Here is a 21,081-nt window from a genome sequence, read left to right on the forward strand (position 1 = left end):
TAGCTTGCCATACTCAAACAAAAAGGCTCAAACACGTTGATTTTTATTATCTTATTGATGGAAAATAAATAGAATATTATTGATTTATATATTAAAAATACATTAAAATTAATAACTTAAGTCTTAATAACTTTATAACATATATTACTCTAGAGTTTTACCCATGAAAAAATCAAAATTTTTGTTTGCACTCTTCACAGCTGTATGTGCTTTCAATGCAAATGCCTATCAAACTGAAGTTGGTACAATGTATGAATTTACAGATATGGATGAAGGAGAAAATAATAGCTTCGGAATTAATGGCAAATATTATTTTAATCCAGTAGAAGCAAAAACTTTCCCTTTAGCTGAAGCTGCTTTTTTAAATAAAGCTTCTAATATTGGTCTTGGATATGCCTATAGCAAATTAGAAGATGACGAAGACTCTGGAAAACTCGAATTTAGTTCTTTAGGGATTACGGGTGAATACTTTATTCCAAATACCTCATTCTATTTATCAGGAGCATTTAACCGTACAAAAACTGAAGTCACTGCAAATGGTTTTGGTTCGGTTGATGATAGTGGTAACGGCTATGCTGTAGAAGTTGGTTTCTTGCCAACCGATGGTTTGTTATTGGCTGCTGGTGTAACAGACTTGTCTGAAAGTTTTGATCCACTACAAGCAGCTAAATATGGCTTCATTACTTCGCTTTCAAATGCCGTAGCCGTAACTGGTGAAGATGATGATACCGCAGTAACTTTACGCGCCAAGTATGTTACTCAAATTTCGGGTTTTTATACTAATTTTGAAGCACAAACCTATATTGGTGATGAAACCACTTACCGTTTAGGTGCAGATCTCTATCTTGATCCTACTTTAAGTATTGGAGCATCTTTTGCAGATTCAACAGCAGAAGATTCAGATACAATCTTTAGTGTTCGCGCACAGAAATTCTTTACACCTCAAGTAGCAGTAGGCTTAACTTACACAACTGTTGATGATGCTGACTCTTTTGGTATTAATGGAACATTCCGTTTCTAAACCATAAGTATTTACTATTAAAAATATGAATGCTCAAGGAAATTTTCCTTGAGCATTTTTCATTTTATTTTAAGTTTAATTGGTAACATCCTCATACAAAATTGGGTACTTTTACAGCATTTTTTATGATCTACACAAAATATCCTCAATTTTAATAAAATAAAACATTATGTTTTTATATTTTAAAATCAATTAGTTAAATTAAATTACTTTACATAAATAGCACACGGTTACAGTACGGTTACTTGAGCAAGATTGACGATCAAGCTTTTTCGTCTAGACTTAAAGTTGTAACAAAACATTTATAAAATCGCTTTTTAGAGGGGAGAGATTCCATGAAAAAACTAGCAATTGCATCAGCTCTTTTATCTGCTCTTGCAGTAAGTGGCGCAGCAAACGCTTACCAAGCTGAAGTTGGTGGTTCTTACAATTATCTTGATCCAGACAACGGTAGCAGCGTAAGTAAATTCGGTGTTGACGGGACTTATTACTTTAATCCTGTTCAAACTCGTAACGCTCCACTTGCTGAAGCAGCTTTCTTAAGCCGTGCAAGTAACGTTAACGCCCTTATCAATTATGGCGATAATAGCGGTACAAAAGATACTCAATATGGCGTAGGTGTTGAATACTACGTTCCTAACTCAGATTTCTACCTTAGCGGTGATGTAGGTAGAACTGAACGTGAAATTGATAACACTAATATTGACCGTAAAGTAACGACTTATACAGCTGAAGTAGGTTATTTACCAGCTCCTGGTTTATTACTTGCTCTAGGTGTTAAAGGTTACGACGAAAAAGACGGTAAAGACGGTGCTGATCCAACAGTACGTGCTAAATACGTAACTCAAGTAGGTCAACATGACGTAAATCTAGAAGCTTATGGCGCGTTTGGTGACCTAGACGAATATAAAGTTCGTGGTGACTACTACATCGACAAAACTTTAAGTGTTGGTGCAGATTACTACAACAACGACTTAACTGATAAAGATGAATTTGGTATCAATGCTAAAAAATTCTTAAATCAGCAAGTAAGTGTTGAAGGTCGTGTTGGTTTCGGTGACAACGACAACACTTATGGTGTTCGTGCAGCATACCGCTTCTAATCAAGCCTAAAGTCATAAAAAAATCCGCTCAATTGAGCGGATTTTTTTATTGGTTCAAATGTATGATGCGCAATTGCAAATTTACATTACCATTAAATGCATTTCGGTCTATTTCATAGACCAAATGAACTTTATCTTGCATAGGATTAAATTCAAATTTACCTGCGGCATTAAAAGCAATCGCATCAAAAATATATTGATCTAGTGCCAATCTAAGTTTGAGATGCGCCTCTTTAAGCCAACGATAATCAACAACTTTAAAATATCCTTCAAATTGCGGAAAAGGGAATTTTTGCCCCCACGGTCCTAGCTGTTCTATCCAGTCTAAAGTATCGAGTTGTAAGGCAGAAGCAGGGAGTTCTCCATCCGTCCATAGCGTTGCTTGAAACAAAGATTCTTCCATTTCTGCAATGCAGTTGGTAAACGCTGTTTTAAAAGCTTCAAAATTTTTTTTACGTATGGTTAAACCAGCCGCTGCTGCATGCCCACCGAAATGGCTCACCAATTCTGGATGTTGCTCCGCAACCTGTTCAATCGTATCTCGAATATGCACGCCATCAATTGAACGTGCAGACCCCTTAATATGAATACCGTCTTCATCTGGTGCAAAAACAATAGTGGGACGATGAAACTGTTCTTTTAAACGCCCTGCTACAATTCCAATCACACCTTGATGCCAATTTTCTTCGAAGAGTACAAGAGCTGGAGGAATATCTTCTTTTGAAAGCTGCAAGCTATCTAAAGCAGATAAGGCTTGTTGCTTCATCTCCCCTTCGATTTGACGCCGCTCAATATTTAATTGATTTAATTGTTTCGCGATCGGATAGGCAGTTTCCATAGAGTCTGCCAACAAGCATTCGATCCCGATGCGCATGCTTTCCATACGGCCAGCAGCGTTAATACGCGGACCTAAAACAAAACCTAAATCTTGTGCACGTAAAGATGAAGCCTCACGGCCAGCAATATCTAACAGTGCTAATATTCCAACTCGGCATTGATGTTGCTGAATGCGCTTCACGCCTGCATCGACCAAAATGCGGTTGTTATAATCTAGGACGGCAACATCGGCATAAGTTCCCAAAGCAACCAAATCTAAATATTGAGTGACTTTACTCGTACTTTTACCTTGTTTACTACGTAAACTCACTAAATTGGCCAGCACATAAAATGCAACTCCAACACCTGCAAGCGCTTTACTTGGGAACTCACAACCTAACTGATTAGGATTTACCACTGCTTCTGCCAGAGGCGTTTCTTTAGTCGTTAAATGATGATCGGTAATAATAACTTGCATGCCTAGCGCATGCGCTGCATCCACACCAGTATGACTGGAAATACCATTATCAACAGTAATCAATAGGTCAGGCTGATATGTTTGATATGCAAGTTCTGCAATTGCAGGGGTAAGTCCATAACCATATTTAAATCGGTCTGGAACCAAATAGTCGACTTGTGCTCCCATATCGCGAAGCACCAATACCATTAATGCTGTGCTGGTTGCACCATCGGCATCATAATCACCGACAATAACAATTTTTTTCTGCTCATCAATGGCTTGGTCTATTAATGCCACAGCGGTTTCTAATCCCTTGAGCTGTGGAGCTAATAAGTTCTTAAGTTTTAACTCTAATTCCTGTTCAGATTTCACTCCACGTCTTGCTAAAATTTCAGCAATAAACGGAGGCACGCCCTGAAACTGTTCAGGGCGTGTTAATAAAGGTCTTTGTTTGATTTGTATTTTTGTCATTTAAGGCATCAGTCGGTGCAGCGTCCATTGACCATCGATTTTTTCATAACTTAAGCGGTCATGTAAACGATTTGGTCTTCCCTGCCAGAATTCATAATAATCCGGTTGCAAACGATAGCCTCCCCAGAACTCTGGCTTATCAAGCACTTCACGACTTTCGACTTGCTGTTGTAAGTCTTGAAAGCGTTGCTGTAACAGCTCTCGGCTTTCAATTTTACCACTTTGTGGAGTACTGATATGTGCTGCAATCTGGCTATCACGTGGTCGTTTAAGATAATAATCTGTAGATTCTTGCTCAGCAATTTTAACTACACGACCACCAACTCTCACCTGACGCTCTAGACTTGGCCAATAAAATAATAATTCGGCATATGGATTTTCTGCCAAATCTATACCTTTTTGACTGTCATAGTTAGTATAAAAATCATACCCAGCTTCTGTGGCCCCACGTAACAAAACTGTTCGAACATGGGGTCTGCCATTCGCGCCTGCTGTTGCTAATGACATTGCATAGGGTTCATGTAAATTCGCTGCTAAAGCATGGTTAAACCAACCTAGAAACTGCTGATGAGGATTAGATTCAACCTGCCCCTCATGCAACTCTCCTTGCTCATAACTTAAGCGTAATTCACTTAAATCTTTAATGACATCACTCATGTCATGCACCTTACGCAACTTGTGCTTGTGAACGAACCGCATTTGCCAAGTGCTCAGCCAAAGCATTCACTTCTTGCTCGTTATCTCCTTCAACCATGACACGAATCACAGGCTCAGTTCCTGATTTACGAATCAAGATACGACCACGGCCTTTAAGCTGTTCTTCTGCTTTATCAAATTCAGCAACCAATGCCGGAATTGAATACGGATCAAGCATTTGTTCTAAACGTACATTCACAAGAATTTGCGGGAATAGTTTAAAGTCTTGAACCAACTCATGAAGAGCCTTATTTTGCTCGACCATCACGGTTAAAACTTGAAGTGCTGCAATAATCGCATCACCAGTTGTGCTCTTGTCTAAAGTTAGAATATGACCAGAAGGCTCACCACCTGTTACCCAGCCGTTTTCTTCTAAAGCTTGTAGTACATATCGGTCACCAACCTTAGCACGCACAAAGCCAACATTCGCTTTTTCAAGTGCAACCTCAAGTGCCATATTACTCATGACAGTACCAACAACACCTGCTGGTTTTTTCTGAGCTTGAGTCGCTAAAATATATAAAATATGGTCGCCATCAATTAAGTTACCAAACTTATCGACCATCACGACACGGTCAGCATCGCCATCAAAAGCAATCCCTAAATCTGCTTGATGTTCAACTACTGCTTTTTGTAGTTTTTCAGGGTGAGTTGAGCCACAACCTTCATTAATGTTTAGACCATCTGGCTCATTATATAAAGCAACAACTTTCGCGCCTAACTCACGGAAAACCGAAGGACCAACGCTATACGCCGCACCATGAGCACAGTCCAATACAATCTTTAAATTATTTAAGTCAAAGTGGTAAGGGAAAGTAGATTTACAAAATTCGATATAGCGACCGTTCGCATCAGTTACGCGAACACTTTTACCTAAGTTTGCAGTATCCTCAATTAATAAATCTTTTTCTAATTCAAGGTTAATTTCTTCTTGCAACGAATCTGGTAATTTTTTACCTTCGCTTGAGAAAAATTTAATACCATTATCAAAATATGGGTTATGCGATGCAGAGATAACAATACCTGCATGGGCATGTAAAGCACGGGTAAGGTGTGCAATTGCTGGTGTTGGTAATGGACCAAGTAAATGAACATACACGCCAGCAGCGTTCAAACCTGCCTGTAAAGCAGACTCTAAAATATAACCAGATAAACGAGTGTCTTTTCCTAATACAACGAGTGGCTTATTTTTCGGACTCGTTCGTTTTAATACCTTCCCTGCAGCAAAACCGAGTTTTAAAGCAAACTCTGGAGTAATAGGCATTTGCCCAAATTTTCCACGAATACCATCCGTTCCAAAATAACTCATAGCTTATCTCATTCTTACGCCACTTCAACCGTGGCTTACTTCATATATGGCAATTCCGCCATATTTCTTTTCGTCAGATTTACTTTACACCAAAAACAAAAAGCCGTCAGTGTAATGACGGCTTTCTTGATTGTTTTGGTTACCAAAATCTAACCAACACGATAGTTTGGAGCTTCTTTAGTAATCGTTACATCGTGAACATGTGACTCAGACATACCTGCTGAAGTAATTTTCACAAATTTCGCATTTTGACGAAGATCTTCAATTACTGATGAACCTGTATAACCCATCGACGAACGTAAACCACCCATCATTTGATGAACGATATTACCCATTGGGCCTTTATATGGAACACGACCTTCAATACCTTCTGGTACTAACTTTTCAGCACCCGCTTTTGAGTCTTGGAAATAACGGTCAGCAGAACCTGTAGCTCCCGCCATTGCGCCTAATGAACCCATACCACGATATGCTTTGTAGTAACGACCTTGGAAAAACTCAACCTCGCCAGGTGCTTCTTCAGTACCCGCTAGAAGTGAACCCACCATGATCGTACTTGCACCCGCACCGATCGCTTTTGCCATATCGCCAGAGAAGCGGATACCGCCATCTGCAATTAAAGGAATTTGATCTTTTAGTGCATTAGCAACGCTGTCAATCGCAGAAATCTGTGGCATACCAATACCCGCCACAATACGTGTGGTACAGATAGAACCAGGACCAATACCAACTTTTACAGCATCTGCGCCTGCATCTAATAATGCTAATGCAGCATCACCAGTTGCGATATTACCGCCAATCACTTGTACTTGAGGGAAGTTTTGTTTTACCCAACGTACGCGTTCAATCACACCAGCTGAGTGACCGTGTGCTGTATCAACAACAATAACGTCTACACCAGCTTCAACTAATGCTTCCACACGACTTGGAGTCTCAACGCCTGTACCTACCGCAGCACCAACACGTAGACGACCAAGATCATCTTTACAACTGTTTGGGTAACTCTCAGCTTTACGGAAGTCAGTTACTGTAATTAGGCCTTTAAGTTCGTTGTTTTCGCCAACGACCAAGACTTTTTCAATGCGATGCTTTTGCAATAATGCTTGAATATTTTCTTTAGATTCGCCTTCACGCACAGTCACCAAGCGATCTTGACCTGTCATGATGTTACTAACTGGCTGTTCTAAATTAGTTTCAAAACGCGTATCACGGCCTGTCACAATACCAACAACCTTGCCGTCTTTCACAACAGGTACACCGCTAATGTTATTAGCATTGGTAATTGCAATCAGTTCACGTACTGTAGTTTCAGGCGTTACAGTGATAGGATCTTTCACCATACCCGCTTCGAATTTCTTAACACGGCGTACTTCTGCAGCTTGAGCAGCAATATCCATGTTTTTGTGCAAAATCCCGATACCACCATTTTGTGACATTGCAATCGCCATACGTGACTCAGTCACTGTATCCATTGCTGCTGAAACTAATGGGATATTTAAATGAATGCCGCGAGTTAAACGTGTCTTTAAAGAGACATCTTTTGGGAGAACAGTAGAGTAGGCAGGAAGTAATAAGACATCATCGAAGGTTAGCGCTTCTTGAACGATGGTCAGCATAACAATCTCACTGGTAAATTCCGTGAGCTATTATAAACAAATTTCGATGCAATTTTCATATAATCTTTGCCTTTTTCAGCAATAGATATCCACCTACTCTAAATATTTCTCACTTATTATCAAGTTAGCTGATATTTAACTCACCTGATCATAGTCTTGATCATTCTCTGAATCTGCCGGGCTAACTTGAATAAGAGGAATAAGCTGATGCGCTAAACGAGCCTTATTACATTGCTCATCAGCAATCTGCACTTCTCTACAGGTAGAACTACGCACTGCATAAATAGAACAACCCACCTCTTTACCAATTTCCCCCGTCAAAGCCTGACATCGTGGCTCAGCCTGATTGGTTCCACGCATACATGAATAGACAGGTGTCAAAGGTTCAACTAGATGTTCGCCCATTGACTCAGCCTCAGCCCAATAAAATGAAACCCGAAAATGTGCACAACACGCCCCACAGCGCAGGCACTCATCTGGAGTCGCAACTTGAGATAACATTTTTATTCAAATTCTCGTCATCAAAAATTTTTCTGTGACGCAAAATCCTAAAAAAAATTTAAATGAGACTCAATATATCCAATATCATTTTTATGTTGGACAGCTAAAAATTTGTTCCGTCATTAAATCAACACCACAAGGTAATGTTTCAATCCAGTCTAAAAATTGCTTAACCATTTGTTTACCAATAAACGGGCTGCCATGCTGTGGAACAATCATTTCAATATCCATCTGCCGGACCATATTGACCCATAAACGTATAACTTTATTGGAGCACATATAACGTTGGTGAAAGGCTTTCATTTTCATGATGTGCGTGTCGAAATCTTTTAAAGGTTGATTAGCATCCTCAACGATAGATGCTCCCATATCACCCGAAAATAAAATTTTAGCGACTGGATCATAAAACTGGAAATTACCCACCGAATGTAGAAAATGTGCAGGAACCACCACAAGCTTTGACTCGCCCAATTGAATCACTTGGCCACAGTCAGGCAATTCAATAAGACGGTCTTCCCAATTACCTTTCATACGCTCACTCATAAATGAGGAATTTAGATGCGGTAAAAATCGTGCCCATAATTTTGACGCCACGACTTTAGCATCGGTATAGACTAACCAACGCGGCATTGAAGTAATAATGTCTGGATCCTGATGCGAAGCCATCACATAGTCCAAATTTTTCAAACGTGTATATTTATTTAATTCCATTGTTAATGGAACATAGGTCAAATCGCCACCTGGGTCGATTACAGCAGCTCGTTCATGGTCAATAATTAAAAATTGATTGGCTTGGATACCTTCCCCTTTGACCAAACTGGTAAAACTAATACATTTATGTACGCCATTATCGAATAATATCTGCGACGTTGTTTTTTCAAACCCCATACAATTCCCCAAAAAAGCTTTAAATATTAGATATTTTTATATCCATAATAAAATAATGGGATTATGTAATGCTTGCAATGAATTATTTGATTTTTCTCATAATATTTTAAAATAGGTTTGGATTTTCTTATTTTAGAAATGAATCATAATGTTATTTAAAATTAACTCGCAATAAATTAAAATAATTCTCATTATCAAATTTACTTTTTTGTGCTGCTTAGGCCTCCCATGACTCAACCCTTCCGTTTTTCGACTTCAAAAACATTGTTAGCAGTTGCTATTTTTACTTCGATGACAGCAAGTCACGCTGAAGAAATAACAGAACAAGGAAATTCAACCAATATCCTCCCCACAATTTCTGTTCAAGCACAAAAAGAAAGCTCTTCACCTTATGTCGCAACGAAAGCTAACTCTATTTTAAAATCAGATACGCCCTTATTTAAAACTGCTCAGTCGGTTTCAGTAGTGACCCGCGAGCAGCTTGACCAGAAACAAGCAAAGACGCTTGCAGATGCAATTGAAGGCGTTGCAGGTGTGGGTGCTGGGAAACTTGGTCGCCGTGGTTGGGATGATTTCATTATCCGTGGACAAACTTCTTCTGATCAAATTTTTATAGATGGTTTACGCCAAGCTCAACAAAACACCTTTGTTGCAGCAGAAATATCGGGCATGGATCAGGTACAAATTTTAAAAGGCCCCGCTTCAGTTAATTTTGGACTGGTACAACCAGGTGGTATGGTCAATTTAGTGACTAAACGTCCTCAAGCTGAAAGCTTTGCTCGGGCCAGTATGACTTATGGCAGCTACAATCTTAAAGAAGGGACATTCGATTTAAACTATAGTCCTAATAATAGTGAAAAAGGGGCTTTTCGTTTAAATGGACGTATCTCTGATCAAGATGATCCGACAGATTATGTCTATTTTAAAAATTTCTATATCTCCCCTTCTTATAACTTTGACTTAGGAGATAACACTGACCTCTCTGTCATCGCAAGTTATCAGCATCGCGAATATATTCGTCAGCAAGGCTTGCCTGTGATTGGAACAATCAAAGACAATCCGAATGGAAGTTTGCCTAAAGACTTATTTATTGGTGAACCGAGTTACGGCGCTTATGATGCCGATGTCTTCCGTACAGGTTATAACTTTAGGCACGCTTTTGATAACGGTTGGGAATTTAAGCAAAATTTTGCAATTCAAAAAACAGAAATGATTGGTCCTGCGGTATTTTATAACGGTTGGACCGATAAGAACTATACAACACTTAAACGTCAAGCTCGCTATCAGGATGTCAGTAATCTAAGTTTCTCAATCGACAATAATGTCCAAAAGACTTTTCAGATAGCAGATATGACACATCAAATAACAATTGGTTTAGATGGTCTGCAAGACAAAAATGATTATCTAAATAATCGCTGTACTGCCACAAATTTAAATCTATATTCACCGCAATACGGAACTACAGTCACTTGTCCGGAAAAAGTCACAAACCATGATATTAACCGCCTAAAGTATATGGGGTTATATTTACGTGATCGTATCCAGATTAATGACCAGCTCGTTTTAAATCTTGCAGGTCGCCAAGATTGGGCGCAAACACAAACTGTAGATTTAGTTAAAAATACCAATACTAAAAAATCAGAAGAGGCTTTTACGGGTAATGCCTCATTGTTATATACAATTAATGATGTAGTTGCACCTTATATAAGCTATGCAACGTCTTTCTTCCCAACAAGTGGCTCAGACTCTGCCGGAAATACCTTTGATCCTGAGAAAGGTAAACAGGTCGAAATCGGGATGAAACTGCAAAGTCCTGATCAGCGAATACAAGGCAGCATTGCTTGGTATGATTTAAAACGTCAAAATGTTTTAGTCAACGACCCTACAGATACTACTTTCAAAATACAGCGCGGTGAACAATTAACTCGTGGTATTGAGACTGAGTTAAATGCAGATGTATTAGATGGCTTAAAATTAACGGCAACCTATACTTACACCGCAGATGCTGAAATTAGTAAAGATGCGAACTCAAGCAATGTCGGCAAAGCACTAGATAACATTCCTGAGCATGCTTACAGCCTGTCTGCTCGTTATAAGTTTGACCCTGCATCAAAAATTGGTTGGTATGTTGGTGGTGGATTCCGAGGCGAAACATATAAAACTATGGATAAGCTAGATATCCAAATTCCTGGTTATACCGTATTTGATACAGAAGCTGGCTACGATGCAGGACACTGGGGTGCGCAACTTGCAATCCGTAATTTATTCGATAAAGATTATTACGCAGGTGCCTTAAATGAAAATATGGTAACTCTAGGCAATCCACGTCAGATTAACTTCACTGTGAAATTTAACTATTAAAATTATCCATAAAAAACGCACTCGAATTGAGTGCGTTTTTTATACAAGTTTGAAATTACTTAGAAAAAATAATGTTGTACCAAAGTAGAGATACCAACAATTAAGAAAATAACAGCCCCAATTTTATGAATGAGCGAAATAGATAAACGTTCCGCTAATTTATTACCAATAAACACAGCTGGCGCATTGGCAATCATCATCCCTAAGGTTGTACCCAACATCACCCAAAAAATGCTGTCGTAACGTGCAGCCAAAGCCACTGTTGCAATTTGGGTTTTATCACCAATTTCAGCTAAGAAAAACAAAATAAAGGTTGCACCAAAAACACCAAATTTTTGCCATTTATTAATACTTGCTGTTTCATCATCCAGCTCATCCGGAATAAGCATCCAGAACGCCATACCAATAAAGCCAGCAGCGAGCACCCAGACTAAAATTTCGGGACTCAGCACGGTTGTAATCCACTGTCCAAGTACAGCAGAAATACCATGGTTAATTAGAGTCGCTAAAAGAATCGCAATGAGAATAGGGATTGGCTTACGAAAACGTGCAGACAGTAGAAGGGCCAATAGTTGCGTTTTATCGCCCATTTCAGCGAGGGCAACAATTGAGGTGGAAATCAGAAATTCTTGCATGTCGTTTCTCTGGCTAGCATAAATGCCCATGACCTACCCCTCCTGCTAGCCAAATATCTGCAGAGTGGTAAATCAAAGGTCTTGCCAACTCGGAAACGATGAGACGTTTAAGCTATGATGACCATGTTCTGTTGAACAATTATGTTGATCATCACCTATTCATTCAGAAATGAATAGCGGCTACTCCCCAATGAAGTATGTGCTCATTATATTCGAGCAATTCTATTTTTCAAATAAAAAATTTTATCCATGCCCAAACCAACAATCGACCTAAACCCAATAGCAAAGCTAAACAAATACTTAAGTTAATAAATCCGAAATTATTAATGCCAGTTACGTGCTGTGATTGAAATTCAAATGGCAAAATAAGCATGGCCACAAACACTTCCAAACCCATTGCAACATAGGTCATCCATTCCCAAGGAAAGTGTAAAACACTCACCCATACCCCCATCAATAAAAATACAATCAATAGGATGGGTACCATGATTTTTAAAAAACCCGTCATTTAGTATTTCTCCTTTGCTTAATAACGAGAAATTTCTCCTCTCTCTCGATCATTCAATACTGGGCTTTAGATTAACCTAAAATCAATTAAATTAAATATCAAAATAAAACCCCGCCGAAGCGAGGTTTTAATGATTCATTTCAAAATATTAGATCAATAAAGTACGAATATCTTTAAGCAGTTTCGTAAGTTTATTAGTAAAGCGAGCAGCATCTGCACCATTAATCACACGGTGGTCATAAGACAACGACAATGGCAACATTAAGCGTGGGTCAAAGTCTTTACCATTCCAAACAGGCTGCATTGTTGCAGGTGAAATACCTAAAATTGCAACTTGTGGCCAGTTCACAAGTGGTGTAAATGCTGTACCACCTATTGCGCCCAAACTTGAAATAGTGAAATTCGCACCTTGTAAGTCTTTTGGTGTTAATTTCTTATCACGTGCTTTTTGACCTAACACACCCAATTCAACTGCAATTTGCTTAATTGATTTTTGGTCTGGGTTACGAAGTACTGGCACAGTTAAACCATCAGGTGTTGCTACCGCAATTCCCATATGGATTTCATTGCGCAAGAGCACTGATTTACCGTCATCAGATAGATGGCCTGCGAACTCACGCTCTTCTTTCAATAAATGCGCAACCGCTTTGATAATGAATGCCATAATCGTCAGGCTGATACCTTCTTTTTTGAAGTTACCTTTTAGCTCATTACGCCAATCTTCTAACTCAGTAATATCAGCAAGGTCAAACTGAGTTACCTGTGGAATAAAGTTGTTCAACGACAATTGCGGAATTGATACTTGCTGCAAACGCGTCAGTACTTTTTCTTCTACACCACCAAACGCAGTAAAGTCAGGAAGTTTTGGTAAGCCCGAAACCGCTGGGGCAGCCGCAGCAACTGGTGCAGCTTGTGGCGCAGTTAAACGACTCTTCACATAGGCAAAGATATCTTCTTTAACAACACGACCATGTTCACCAGAAGTTTTAACTTGAGATAAAACTACACCAAGCTCACGAGCAAGCTTACGCACAGCAGGGCCTGCATAAACTTTAGCGTTTTCAGCTTCTTGTTCTTTGGTTAATTTATCATTACCAGAAGAGGCTGGAGCAGATACTGCTTGAGTCGGAGCAGGAGCTTCAGCTTTAGGCGCTGCTGCCTGTGGAGCTGCTTCTGCTTTTGCCGCTGGGGCAGCAGCAGGTGCTTGGCCTTCAGTTTCAATTGTTGCAAGCAATACACCTTGTGAAACTTGTTGGCCCGCTTGCAAGTGAATTGCCTTCACAACACCCGCAACAGTACTTGGAACTTCCACAGTTGCTTTATCTGACTCAACAACAACAAGGCTTTGATCTACATCAACCTTGTCACCAACCTGAACCAAGATTTCAGCAACAACGGCTTTATCTACACCCAAATCAGGAACATTAATATCAACTGGTCCGGATTGAGTAGCAGTCGATGCTACAGTTTCTTGCTGAGCTGGTGCAGGTGCTGCCGCCGGAGCTGCTTTTGTAGGGGCAGATTCAGCCGGTGCACTAGATGCAGACGTTGTTTTCACTTGAATGAGAACCACGCCTTCTTTAACTGTATCGCCTTCTTTAACTTGAATGCTTTCTACAGTACCCGCAACACTGCTTGGTACTTCTACAGTTGCTTTGTCAGACTCAACCACAACGATGCTTTGCTCGACATCGATTTGCTCACCAACTTTTACTAAAATTTCACCAACAAGTGCTTTTTCAACACCAATATCGGGAACTTGAACTTCAACCACTTGGCTAGTGGTTGCAGTTGCTGGTTGAGCAGCAGTTGGAGACTGTTGTGCCGCTGCTGGCGCTGCAGTTTGTTCAGCTGCTGGTGCAGGTTTTGGAGCGTCTTCTGCTTGAGCTGCAGGTGCAGCTCCCTCAGCTTCAAGTTCAAGCAATACCGTACCTTCAGTTACGCTATCACCTTCTTTGATTAAGATGCTTTTTACTACACCTGCTGAAGTGCTAGGCACTTCAACAGAGGCTTTATCTGACTCAAGCAAAACAAGGCTGTCATTTTCTGCAATGCTATCGCCAACTTTTACTAAAATTTCAGCAACAACTGCTTTATCTACACCAATATCAGGGGTCTTAATTTGCATGCTTAGTTCCCCTCACCTGTTTGCGTTTCATTATATTCAGCAACTGCTTGAACTTCTGGATGCGCTTGAGGAGCCCATGCCACAGGACGATCAGTATCTAACTCAAAGTTAGAAATTGCGTCTTTAACCAAACGTGCATCTACTTCACCTTCGTCAGCTAATTTTTTCAAAGTAGCAACAACGATATGTGCAGCATCAACACCAAAGAAACTACGTAAGTTAGCACGTGTATCTGAACGACCATATCCATCCGTACCTAATGCAACAAATGGACGACCATCTGGAAGATAAGCACGGATTTGTTCGCTATAAGCACGCATATGGTCAGTTGCTGAAACAACGATACCTTCTGTACCACGTAACTGTTTAGATACCCATGATTCTTTCACTTCTTCAGAAAGTGGGTGTAAACGGTTGTATTCTTCACATGCCATACCATCACGTGACAACTCATTGAAGCTTGTTACACTCCAAACGTTTGAATGGATTTGGTATTCATCACGTAAGATTTTCGCCGCCTTGATCACTTCACGAAGAATCACACCTGAACCAAGCAATTGGACAGTTGCTTTTTCATCTTTTTCGAACAAGTACATACCACGTTTAATGCCTTCCTCAGCGCCTTCAGGCATTGCAGGATGCTCGTAGTTTTCGTTCATTACAGTTAAGTAGTAGAACACACGCTCTTGGTTCACATACATACGTTTTAAACCGTCATGTACGATTACAGCTAACTCATAACCAAAACATGGATCATAAGATACACAGTTTGGAATCGTGTTCGCCAAGATATGCGAATGACCATCTTGGTGCTGTAAACCTTCACCGTTCAATGTTGTACGACCAGCAGTCGCACCTAACAAGAAACCTTGAGCTTGCGCATCACCAGCTGCCCATGCAATGTCACCAATACGTTGGAAACCAAACATTGAGTAATACATGTACATTGGAATCATCGGCAAGTTATTGGTTGAATAACTTGTTGCCAACGCAGCCCATGCACTCATCGCACCAGCTTCGTTAATCCCTTCTTGAAGCATGTGACCGTCACTTGCTTCACGGTAATGCATTAGCTGTTCTTGGTCTTCTGGGGTATATTTTTGACCATGAGCGGCATAGATACCGAGCTGACGGAACATACCTTCTAGACCGAAAGTACGTGCTTCATCTGGAACGATTGGTACTACGCGGTCTTTAATCGCTTTTTCTTTGAGTAAAGAAGCAATTAAACGAACCATCACCATAGTGGTAGATTGTTCTTTACCACCTGAACCATTTAATACAGCATCAAATACAGATAATTCAGGAATCGCTAAAGTTTCACTCTCACGACGACGTGCAGGTAGGTAGCCACCTAATGCTTCACGACGCGCCTTCATATACTTCATTTCTGGAGAGTTTTCACTTGGGCGATAGAATGGAAGCTCTTCTAACTTATCGTCTGTAAATGGAAGGTTGAAACGGTCACGTACATATTTCAAAGAGTCGATCTGCATTTTTTTGATTTGGTGAGTTTTGTTCACCGCTTCAATTTCTTCAGACAAACCGTAACCCTTAACAGTTTTCGCAAGAATAACTGTTGGTTGACCTTTGGCTTTCATTGCTTCTGCATATGCAGCAAAAACTTTGTAAGGGTCGTGACCACCACGGTTGAGATTATCGATGTCTTCATCGCTTAAATCTTTTACAAGTTCCGCAGCTTCTGGGTACTTGCCAAAGAATTTCTCACGTGTATATGCACCACCTTTTACTTGGTAGCGTTGGTACTCACCATCAACTGTTTCTTCCATTACCGCTTTTAAAGCGCCTGAGGTGTCTTTTGCAAGAAGTGGATCCCAATGACGACCCCATACAACTTTAATGACACGCCAGCCCGCACCACGGAATAAAGATTCTAACTCTTGAATGATTTTACCGTTACCACGTACAGGACCATCTAGACGCTGTAAGTTACAGTTAACAACCCAAATAAGGTTATCAAGCTTTTCACGGCCAGCAAGCGAAATCGCACCAGTACTTTCTGGCTCATCCATCTCACCATCGCCAAGATAAGCCCAAACTTTACGGTCTTCTTCTTTGATCAAGCCACGGTTCATCAAATATTTTTGAATGTGTGCTTGATAAATCGACATGATTGGACCAAGACCCATTGATACGGTTGGGAATTGCCAATAGTCAGGCATTAAATATGGATGTGGATAGCTTGGTAAACCGTTACCGCCAACTTCACGGCGGAAATTACTTAACTGTTCTTCAGTTAAACGTCCTTCAAGGAATGAACGTGCATAAATACCAGGAGCACAGTGTCCTTGGTAATAAATCATATCTCCGCCAAAGTTATTGCTGTTTGCGCGGAAGAAATGGTTAAAACCTACGTCATATAATGTTGCACTTGATGCGAAGCTCGCCAAGTGTCCACCTAAATCATCACCTGTTTTATTCGCACGAAGTACCATTGCTAAGGCATTCCAACGAATCAATGCACGAATACGGCGTTCCATATCTTGGTCGCCTGGCATTGCAGGTTGTTCTTCAACAGAAATTGTATTTAAGTAAGGTGTATTGAGACGTTGAATTGGAACATGCTTAGCAATTGCTTGTTGGTAAAGTTTTTCCAACAAGAATGCCGCTCGTTCAGTTCCCATATGTTGTAAAACTGAATCGAATGCATCTTGCCATTCTTGGGTTTCTTGTGCGTCGGAGTCACCGTAAAACGCCATAATTCACCTGTTCCTTGTTCTCTAATCTACTTTGTATTTTTACCACGTTTTACCCCTTTCAAGTTATTGCCTCGGGTGAATGTGAGGGGGCTCTATTATTTTCTGAATGAATAGTCATTGACCGAGCATTAAACAAAATAACAAAAAAACGCCAATAATGGCGTTTTTTTATACAATCTTTACGTTAAAAAAGGTTTAGCTTAGTTTTAGATTCATAAATTTAATAACCTTACCTTTTTAACTATGCTTTTATGGAAGCATCGCTAAGTAAGTCGTTGGGTTCTTACGTTGACCATCTTTTACTACTTCATAATGTAAATGTGGGCCAGTACAACGACCTGTACAACCTACATTAGCAATATGCTCGCCTGCTGACACTTGGTCGCCTACACGAACCATTAAACGTGAAGCATGAGCATAACGCGTTAAGTAACCATTGCCATGGTTAATTTCAACATATTGACCATAGCCAGTGCCCCAACCAGATTTAGTTACGATACCTGGGCCTGTAGCATAGATTGGTGTGCCACTCGGAGCAGCCATATCTAAACCACCATGATGTTCTGCACGACCACCCATGGTGCGACCACCAAAGTTTGAAGAAACTCGTACCGTATCAGGAAGAGGATGAGAAACTAACCAAGAGTAAGAATTTGAAGAAGAAGCATTAAAAGAATTCTTTGCGGTCGCATTACCATACTTCTTTGCAAGCGACTCATTGTTGAGTTCAACTGTTTTTTGGCGTAAGGTCACTGAAACTTTCGCACTCGCCGGAAGATCTAAATCGTCAGGATGAGTATATGAACCTTGAGATAATGTTTTTGATAGCTGTTCCAATCGATCTGAGTCAGTAGATTGGTTAATTGTTTGATAATCTGCAAAAGCAACTGATGCTGCCGAAGCGGCAAGTGAAAACGCTAATAAAATACGACGCGTGTGCATAAAAACCTCTTGAAACTGTTCTTACTCAAGTTCCTTATGATCTCTTCCTTGATATCGATTGAAATGAACGCTTAAGATTAAGACAAGAATCCATCCGAGAATGAACATGTCTAAACCCGATAACGTTTTTCAACAAACCGGAAAACACATAAAAACAGGAAACCTTACGTTTCTAACAACGCAAGTCGCGCAATGGCAAAGACTTACGAAAATTATCCAACCCTTATTGCCCCAACCGGAACAATGGCAGGTCGTGTGTTATCAAAATGGTTCTTTAATCATTACTGGTGAAAATCAAGCGATGATCAGTCAACTCAGTTACTTACAGAACCAATATGTATCTAAATTATCTCAGCTTGAAGGGTTAAAAGACTTACAAAGAATTCAGGTTCGATTGAGAAATAAAAATATTCCCAATGCACCCTCATCTGAGCCATCTAAACCCATCCCCCCGGAAACACAAGAAATGTTACGTAGTGCAGCCGACTTCGTGAGCGACCCTAAGCTTAGCCAAGCTTTACTACGTTTGGCAAGCAATAAAAAATGATCAGCTTTCTATTTCTTAATTAGAATCGTTCTTGTTATGTGATTATAATCACACTTTTAAATGTTACATTATAACGTAGCCAAGTAAAGACAATGACTTATGTCACGCTGACATATGGAATTGGACACTGATTCTCGTCATCAAATGTTACAATTTCATAATTACTCGGATCACTTTGAACATTGCGTAACAGCTGATTATTTAAAGCATGTCCTGATTTATAGCCATCGAACTTGGCAATAATTTGATGACCAAGCAAATACAAATCACCTACTGCATCTAAAATCTTATGTCTGACAAATTCATCGGCGAAGCGTAAGCCTTCTTCATTAACGACCCCTGTATCGTCTACACCAATCGCATTATCCAAACTTGCGCCTAGCGCTAAATTGTTTGCTTTCAGATAATCTAGATCTTTCATGAAACCAAACGTACGCGCTTCGCTAACTTCATAAACAAAAGTTTCTGTCGAAAAGTCGATCGTTGCAGATTGATATTCTTTTGCAAATGCAGGATGGTCAAAATCGATTGTGAAATTTAATTGAAAACCATTATGCGGGCTAAAAATTGCTTTTTTATCATCAATCAGTGCTTCAACTGGTTTTAATATTTTTATAAATTTTTTCGGTGCATCCAGTTCACGCAATCCACCTTGCATTAAAAGATAAATAAATGGACCAGCACTTCCGTCCATAATCGGAACTTCAGACGCAGATACTTCAACAATCAGGTTATCAATTCCTAAACCTGCAATTGCACTCATTACATGCTCAATTGTTCCCACTTTTATATCTCCAGTGACCAAGTTGGAGCACATAAAAGCTTCTTGAATCAATAATGCATTGGCAGGGATATCAACCGGTGGATCCAAATCGATACGGCGAAATACAATACCTCCATCCACGGTATGTGGAATGAAATTGATCATCACTTTTTGACCGCTATGAAGACCTATTCCACTCGCTTTTACCACACGACTGAGAGTACGTTGTTTCACCATGCTTTGTAACTTCTTTTTTAAAACCGCTATACGTTAGCATATTTAGTCATTGATCAAAAATAAAAAAAGGCAGTGTTTAAACACTGCCTTTCATTAAATCTAACGATTATTTACTTACGTTGCTGATTTTTCAAGTAATCTTGAATACTCATTGGAGAAGAACGCGGAGTAGAACTTGCTGCGCTACTGACTTCATTATCAGCATTTTGACGTTTATTGATTGCAGGAACATCATCTTCATCAACAGATTGAGCTGATTGAGTTGATACATGGCTTACCGTATTACGCTTTCTCGGTTCAGCATCTGCTGCATTACGAGTTAAACCGGTTGCAATCACTGTTACACGTAATTCATCACGTGCATCTGGGTCAAATACTGTACCGTAGAAGATTTCGCCTTCATCAAGGTCAACAATCTGGTTCACCACATCAGTAATGATTTCTGTTTCACGTAACGTAATATCATCACCACCCGTAATGTTAATTAACACGCCTTTGGCATTAATAATATTAACATTATCAAGTAATGGACTACGGATCGCTTGTTCAGCAGCTTGACGCGCACGGTCTTCACCACGACCTAAACCAGCACCCATCATTGCGTAACCGCGTGTACTCATTGCAGTTTTCAAATCGGCGAAGTCAAGGTTAATGTGACCACGGTTAACAACCAAGTCAAAAATACTACGTACAGCGTTTAACAATACATCATCAGCTTTTTTATAAGCATCTTTCATTGAAATATCGCCATATACGCTCAATAAGCGTTGGTTAGGGATAATAATCAATGAATCAACATGTGCTTCAAGTGCTTCAATACCGCGTTCAGCAGATTTTAAACGGCGACGGCCTTCAAAGTTAAATGGAGTTGTAACTACACCAACAGTCAAAATACCCATTTCTTTGGCAACTTCAGCCACAACAGGCGCTGCACCAGTACCTGTACCACCACCCATACCAGCGGTAACGAAAACCATATCGGTACCTTCAAGGTGATGACGAATAATTTCACGGCTTTCTTCTGCTGCAACTTGCCCTACTTCAGGGTTAGCACCAGCACCTAGACCACGTGTACTTTGCTCGCCTAACTGAATTTTAAAAGGTGCATTCATACAGTCCAGTGCTTGTTTGTCTGTATTGGCACAAACGAATTTAACACCTTGAATATCAGACTGCACCATATGTTGAACGGCATTACCGCCACCACCACCTACACCAAATACAGTGAAACGGGCTTGACCGTTGCCATCGTTTAGTTCATCTTCTATAAATTCAAATGAGGCCATGACCTTTAGGGTTCCTAATACATTATGGCAGTCACTTCAGCCCGTATACTGCCTTGATTTTCAAAAATAACTA

General features: G+C 40.0%; 17 protein-coding genes and 1 riboswitch. Of the genes, 4 read left to right on the forward strand and 13 right to left on the reverse strand.

Annotated features, from left to right (window positions below; translation table 11 throughout):
- Window positions 1-163 precede the first annotated feature (163 nt).
- On the forward strand, window positions 164-1,021 hold the full coding sequence (locus tag POD11_RS10875) for a putative porin (RefSeq protein ID WP_262457180.1): 858 nt from the start codon (window positions 164-166) through the stop codon (window positions 1,019-1,021).
- Window positions 1,022-1,356: 335 nt separating this feature from the next.
- Window positions 1,357-2,124 (forward strand): putative porin, encoded by a 768-nt coding sequence (locus POD11_RS10880; protein ID WP_262457181.1) that lies wholly within the window; start codon window positions 1,357-1,359, stop codon window positions 2,122-2,124.
- A 46-nt stretch (window positions 2,125-2,170) separates the two neighbouring features.
- On the opposite strand, the gene recJ is transcribed toward POD11_RS10880, so the two are convergent.
- The 6 genes from recJ to POD11_RS10910 all read right to left on the reverse strand — a co-directional run bounded on the left by recJ (window position 2,171) and on the right by POD11_RS10910 (window position 8,881).
- A complete protein-coding gene (gene recJ, locus POD11_RS10885) occupies window positions 2,171-3,871 on the reverse strand; it encodes a single-stranded-DNA-specific exonuclease RecJ (RefSeq protein ID WP_262457182.1) in 1,701 nt (566 codons plus the stop codon).
- Window positions 3,872-4,528 (reverse strand): pyridoxamine 5'-phosphate oxidase, encoded by a 657-nt coding sequence (pdxH, locus tag POD11_RS10890; protein WP_224992161.1) that lies wholly within the window; start codon window positions 4,526-4,528, stop codon window positions 3,872-3,874.
- Window positions 4,529-4,538: 10 nt separating this feature from the next.
- On the reverse strand, window positions 4,539-5,876 hold the full coding sequence (gene glmM, locus POD11_RS10895; protein ID WP_262457183.1) for a phosphoglucosamine mutase: 1,338 nt from the start codon (window positions 5,874-5,876) through the stop codon (window positions 4,539-4,541).
- Between the two features lie 149 nt (window positions 5,877-6,025).
- Window positions 6,026-7,492: an IMP dehydrogenase gene (gene guaB, locus POD11_RS10900; RefSeq protein WP_016142765.1), complete on the reverse strand. Its 1,467-nt coding sequence runs from the start codon at window positions 7,490-7,492 to the stop codon at window positions 6,026-6,028.
- Window positions 7,493-7,627: 135 nt separating this feature from the next.
- Window positions 7,628-7,993 carry a YkgJ family cysteine cluster protein gene (locus tag POD11_RS10905; protein WP_025470425.1) on the reverse strand — a complete coding sequence of 122 codons (366 nt, stop codon included), beginning with the start codon at window positions 7,991-7,993 and terminating at the stop codon, window positions 7,628-7,630.
- A gap of 90 nt (window positions 7,994-8,083) precedes the next feature.
- Window positions 8,084-8,881, reverse strand: a complete 798-nt coding sequence (locus tag POD11_RS10910) for an FprA family A-type flavoprotein (protein WP_262457184.1) — start codon at window positions 8,879-8,881, stop codon at window positions 8,084-8,086.
- A gap of 228 nt (window positions 8,882-9,109) precedes the next feature.
- Here POD11_RS10910 and POD11_RS10915 point away from each other — a divergent pair, with 228 nt between their 5' ends.
- A complete protein-coding gene (locus POD11_RS10915) occupies window positions 9,110-11,242 on the forward strand; it encodes a TonB-dependent siderophore receptor (RefSeq protein ID WP_262457185.1) in 2,133 nt (710 codons plus the stop codon).
- 59 nt (window positions 11,243-11,301) lie between these two features.
- Here the strand turns inward: POD11_RS10915 and POD11_RS10920 are convergent, their stop codons facing one another.
- The 5 genes from POD11_RS10920 to POD11_RS10940 all read right to left on the reverse strand — a co-directional run bounded on the left by POD11_RS10920 (window position 11,302) and on the right by POD11_RS10940 (window position 18,175).
- Window positions 11,302-11,877, reverse strand: coding sequence for a TMEM165/GDT1 family protein (locus tag POD11_RS10920; RefSeq protein WP_125739508.1), 576 nt, complete (start codon window positions 11,875-11,877; stop codon window positions 11,302-11,304).
- A gap of 15 nt (window positions 11,878-11,892) precedes the next feature.
- A riboswitch (yybP-ykoY riboswitch) is annotated at window positions 11,893-12,078 on the reverse strand.
- 28 nt (window positions 12,079-12,106) lie between these two features.
- Complete coding sequence (locus tag POD11_RS10925; RefSeq protein ID WP_016142760.1) at window positions 12,107-12,385, reverse strand: hypothetical protein; 279 nt, start codon at window positions 12,383-12,385, stop codon at window positions 12,107-12,109.
- A gap of 148 nt (window positions 12,386-12,533) precedes the next feature.
- A complete protein-coding gene (locus POD11_RS10930) occupies window positions 12,534-14,513 on the reverse strand; it encodes a 2-oxo acid dehydrogenase subunit E2 (RefSeq protein WP_262457186.1) in 1,980 nt (659 codons plus the stop codon).
- 2 nt (window positions 14,514-14,515) lie between these two features.
- Window positions 14,516-17,233 (reverse strand): pyruvate dehydrogenase (acetyl-transferring), homodimeric type, encoded by a 2,718-nt coding sequence (gene aceE, locus POD11_RS10935; RefSeq protein ID WP_104080033.1) that lies wholly within the window; start codon window positions 17,231-17,233, stop codon window positions 14,516-14,518.
- A gap of 249 nt (window positions 17,234-17,482) precedes the next feature.
- Window positions 17,483-18,175 (reverse strand): M23 family metallopeptidase, encoded by a 693-nt coding sequence (locus POD11_RS10940; RefSeq protein ID WP_016142757.1) that lies wholly within the window; start codon window positions 18,173-18,175, stop codon window positions 17,483-17,485.
- 100 nt (window positions 18,176-18,275) lie between these two features.
- Here POD11_RS10940 and POD11_RS10945 point away from each other — a divergent pair, with 100 nt between their 5' ends.
- Complete coding sequence (locus POD11_RS10945) at window positions 18,276-18,722, forward strand: DciA family protein (RefSeq protein ID WP_079284272.1); 447 nt, start codon at window positions 18,276-18,278, stop codon at window positions 18,720-18,722.
- A gap of 97 nt (window positions 18,723-18,819) precedes the next feature.
- Here the strand turns inward: POD11_RS10945 and lpxC are convergent, their stop codons facing one another.
- Window positions 18,820-19,722 (reverse strand): UDP-3-O-acyl-N-acetylglucosamine deacetylase, encoded by a 903-nt coding sequence (gene lpxC / locus POD11_RS10950; RefSeq protein WP_224992168.1) that lies wholly within the window; start codon window positions 19,720-19,722, stop codon window positions 18,820-18,822.
- Between the two features lie 110 nt (window positions 19,723-19,832).
- Entirely contained in the window at window positions 19,833-21,008 is a 1,176-nt protein-coding gene (gene ftsZ / locus POD11_RS10955; RefSeq protein WP_262457187.1) for a cell division protein FtsZ, read from the reverse strand.
- Window positions 21,009-21,081: the final 73 nt, after the last annotated feature.

The sequence above is a fragment of the Acinetobacter sp. P1(2023) genome, assembly GCF_028367635.1.
Taxonomy (GTDB): Bacteria; Pseudomonadota; Gammaproteobacteria; order Pseudomonadales; family Moraxellaceae; genus Acinetobacter; species Acinetobacter pittii_E.

Coding starts and splice junctions, on each gene's coding strand:
- POD11_RS10875 (WP_262457180.1), top strand. CDS start 164: ATGAAAAAATCAAAATTTTTGTTTGCACTCTTCACAGCTGTATGTGCT.
- POD11_RS10880 (WP_262457181.1), top strand. CDS start 1,357: ATGAAAAAACTAGCAATTGCATCAGCTCTTTTATCTGCTCTTGCAGTA.
- recJ (WP_262457182.1), bottom strand. CDS start 3,871: ATGACAAAAATACAAATCAAACAAAGACCTTTATTAACACGCCCTGAA.
- pdxH (WP_224992161.1), bottom strand. CDS start 4,528: ATGAGTGATGTCATTAAAGATTTAAGTGAATTACGCTTAAGTTATGAG.
- glmM (WP_262457183.1), bottom strand. CDS start 5,876: ATGAGTTATTTTGGAACGGATGGTATTCGTGGAAAATTTGGGCAAATG.
- guaB (WP_016142765.1), bottom strand. CDS start 7,492: ATGCTGACCATCGTTCAAGAAGCGCTAACCTTCGATGATGTCTTATTA.
- POD11_RS10905 (WP_025470425.1), bottom strand. CDS start 7,993: ATGTTATCTCAAGTTGCGACTCCAGATGAGTGCCTGCGCTGTGGGGCG.
- POD11_RS10910 (WP_262457184.1), bottom strand. CDS start 8,881: ATGGGGTTTGAAAAAACAACGTCGCAGATATTATTCGATAATGGCGTA.
- POD11_RS10915 (WP_262457185.1), top strand. CDS start 9,110: ATGACTCAACCCTTCCGTTTTTCGACTTCAAAAACATTGTTAGCAGTT.
- POD11_RS10920 (WP_125739508.1), bottom strand. CDS start 11,877: ATGCAAGAATTTCTGATTTCCACCTCAATTGTTGCCCTCGCTGAAATG.
- POD11_RS10925 (WP_016142760.1), bottom strand. CDS start 12,385: ATGACGGGTTTTTTAAAAATCATGGTACCCATCCTATTGATTGTATTT.
- POD11_RS10930 (WP_262457186.1), bottom strand. CDS start 14,513: ATGCAAATTAAGACCCCTGATATTGGTGTAGATAAAGCAGTTGTTGCT.
- aceE (WP_104080033.1), bottom strand. CDS start 17,233: ATGGCGTTTTACGGTGACTCCGACGCACAAGAAACCCAAGAATGGCAA.
- POD11_RS10940 (WP_016142757.1), bottom strand. CDS start 18,175: ATGCACACGCGTCGTATTTTATTAGCGTTTTCACTTGCCGCTTCGGCA.
- POD11_RS10945 (WP_079284272.1), top strand. CDS start 18,276: ATGAACATGTCTAAACCCGATAACGTTTTTCAACAAACCGGAAAACAC.
- lpxC (WP_224992168.1), bottom strand. CDS start 19,722: ATGGTGAAACAACGTACTCTCAGTCGTGTGGTAAAAGCGAGTGGAATA.
- ftsZ (WP_262457187.1), bottom strand. CDS start 21,008: ATGGCCTCATTTGAATTTATAGAAGATGAACTAAACGATGGCAACGGT.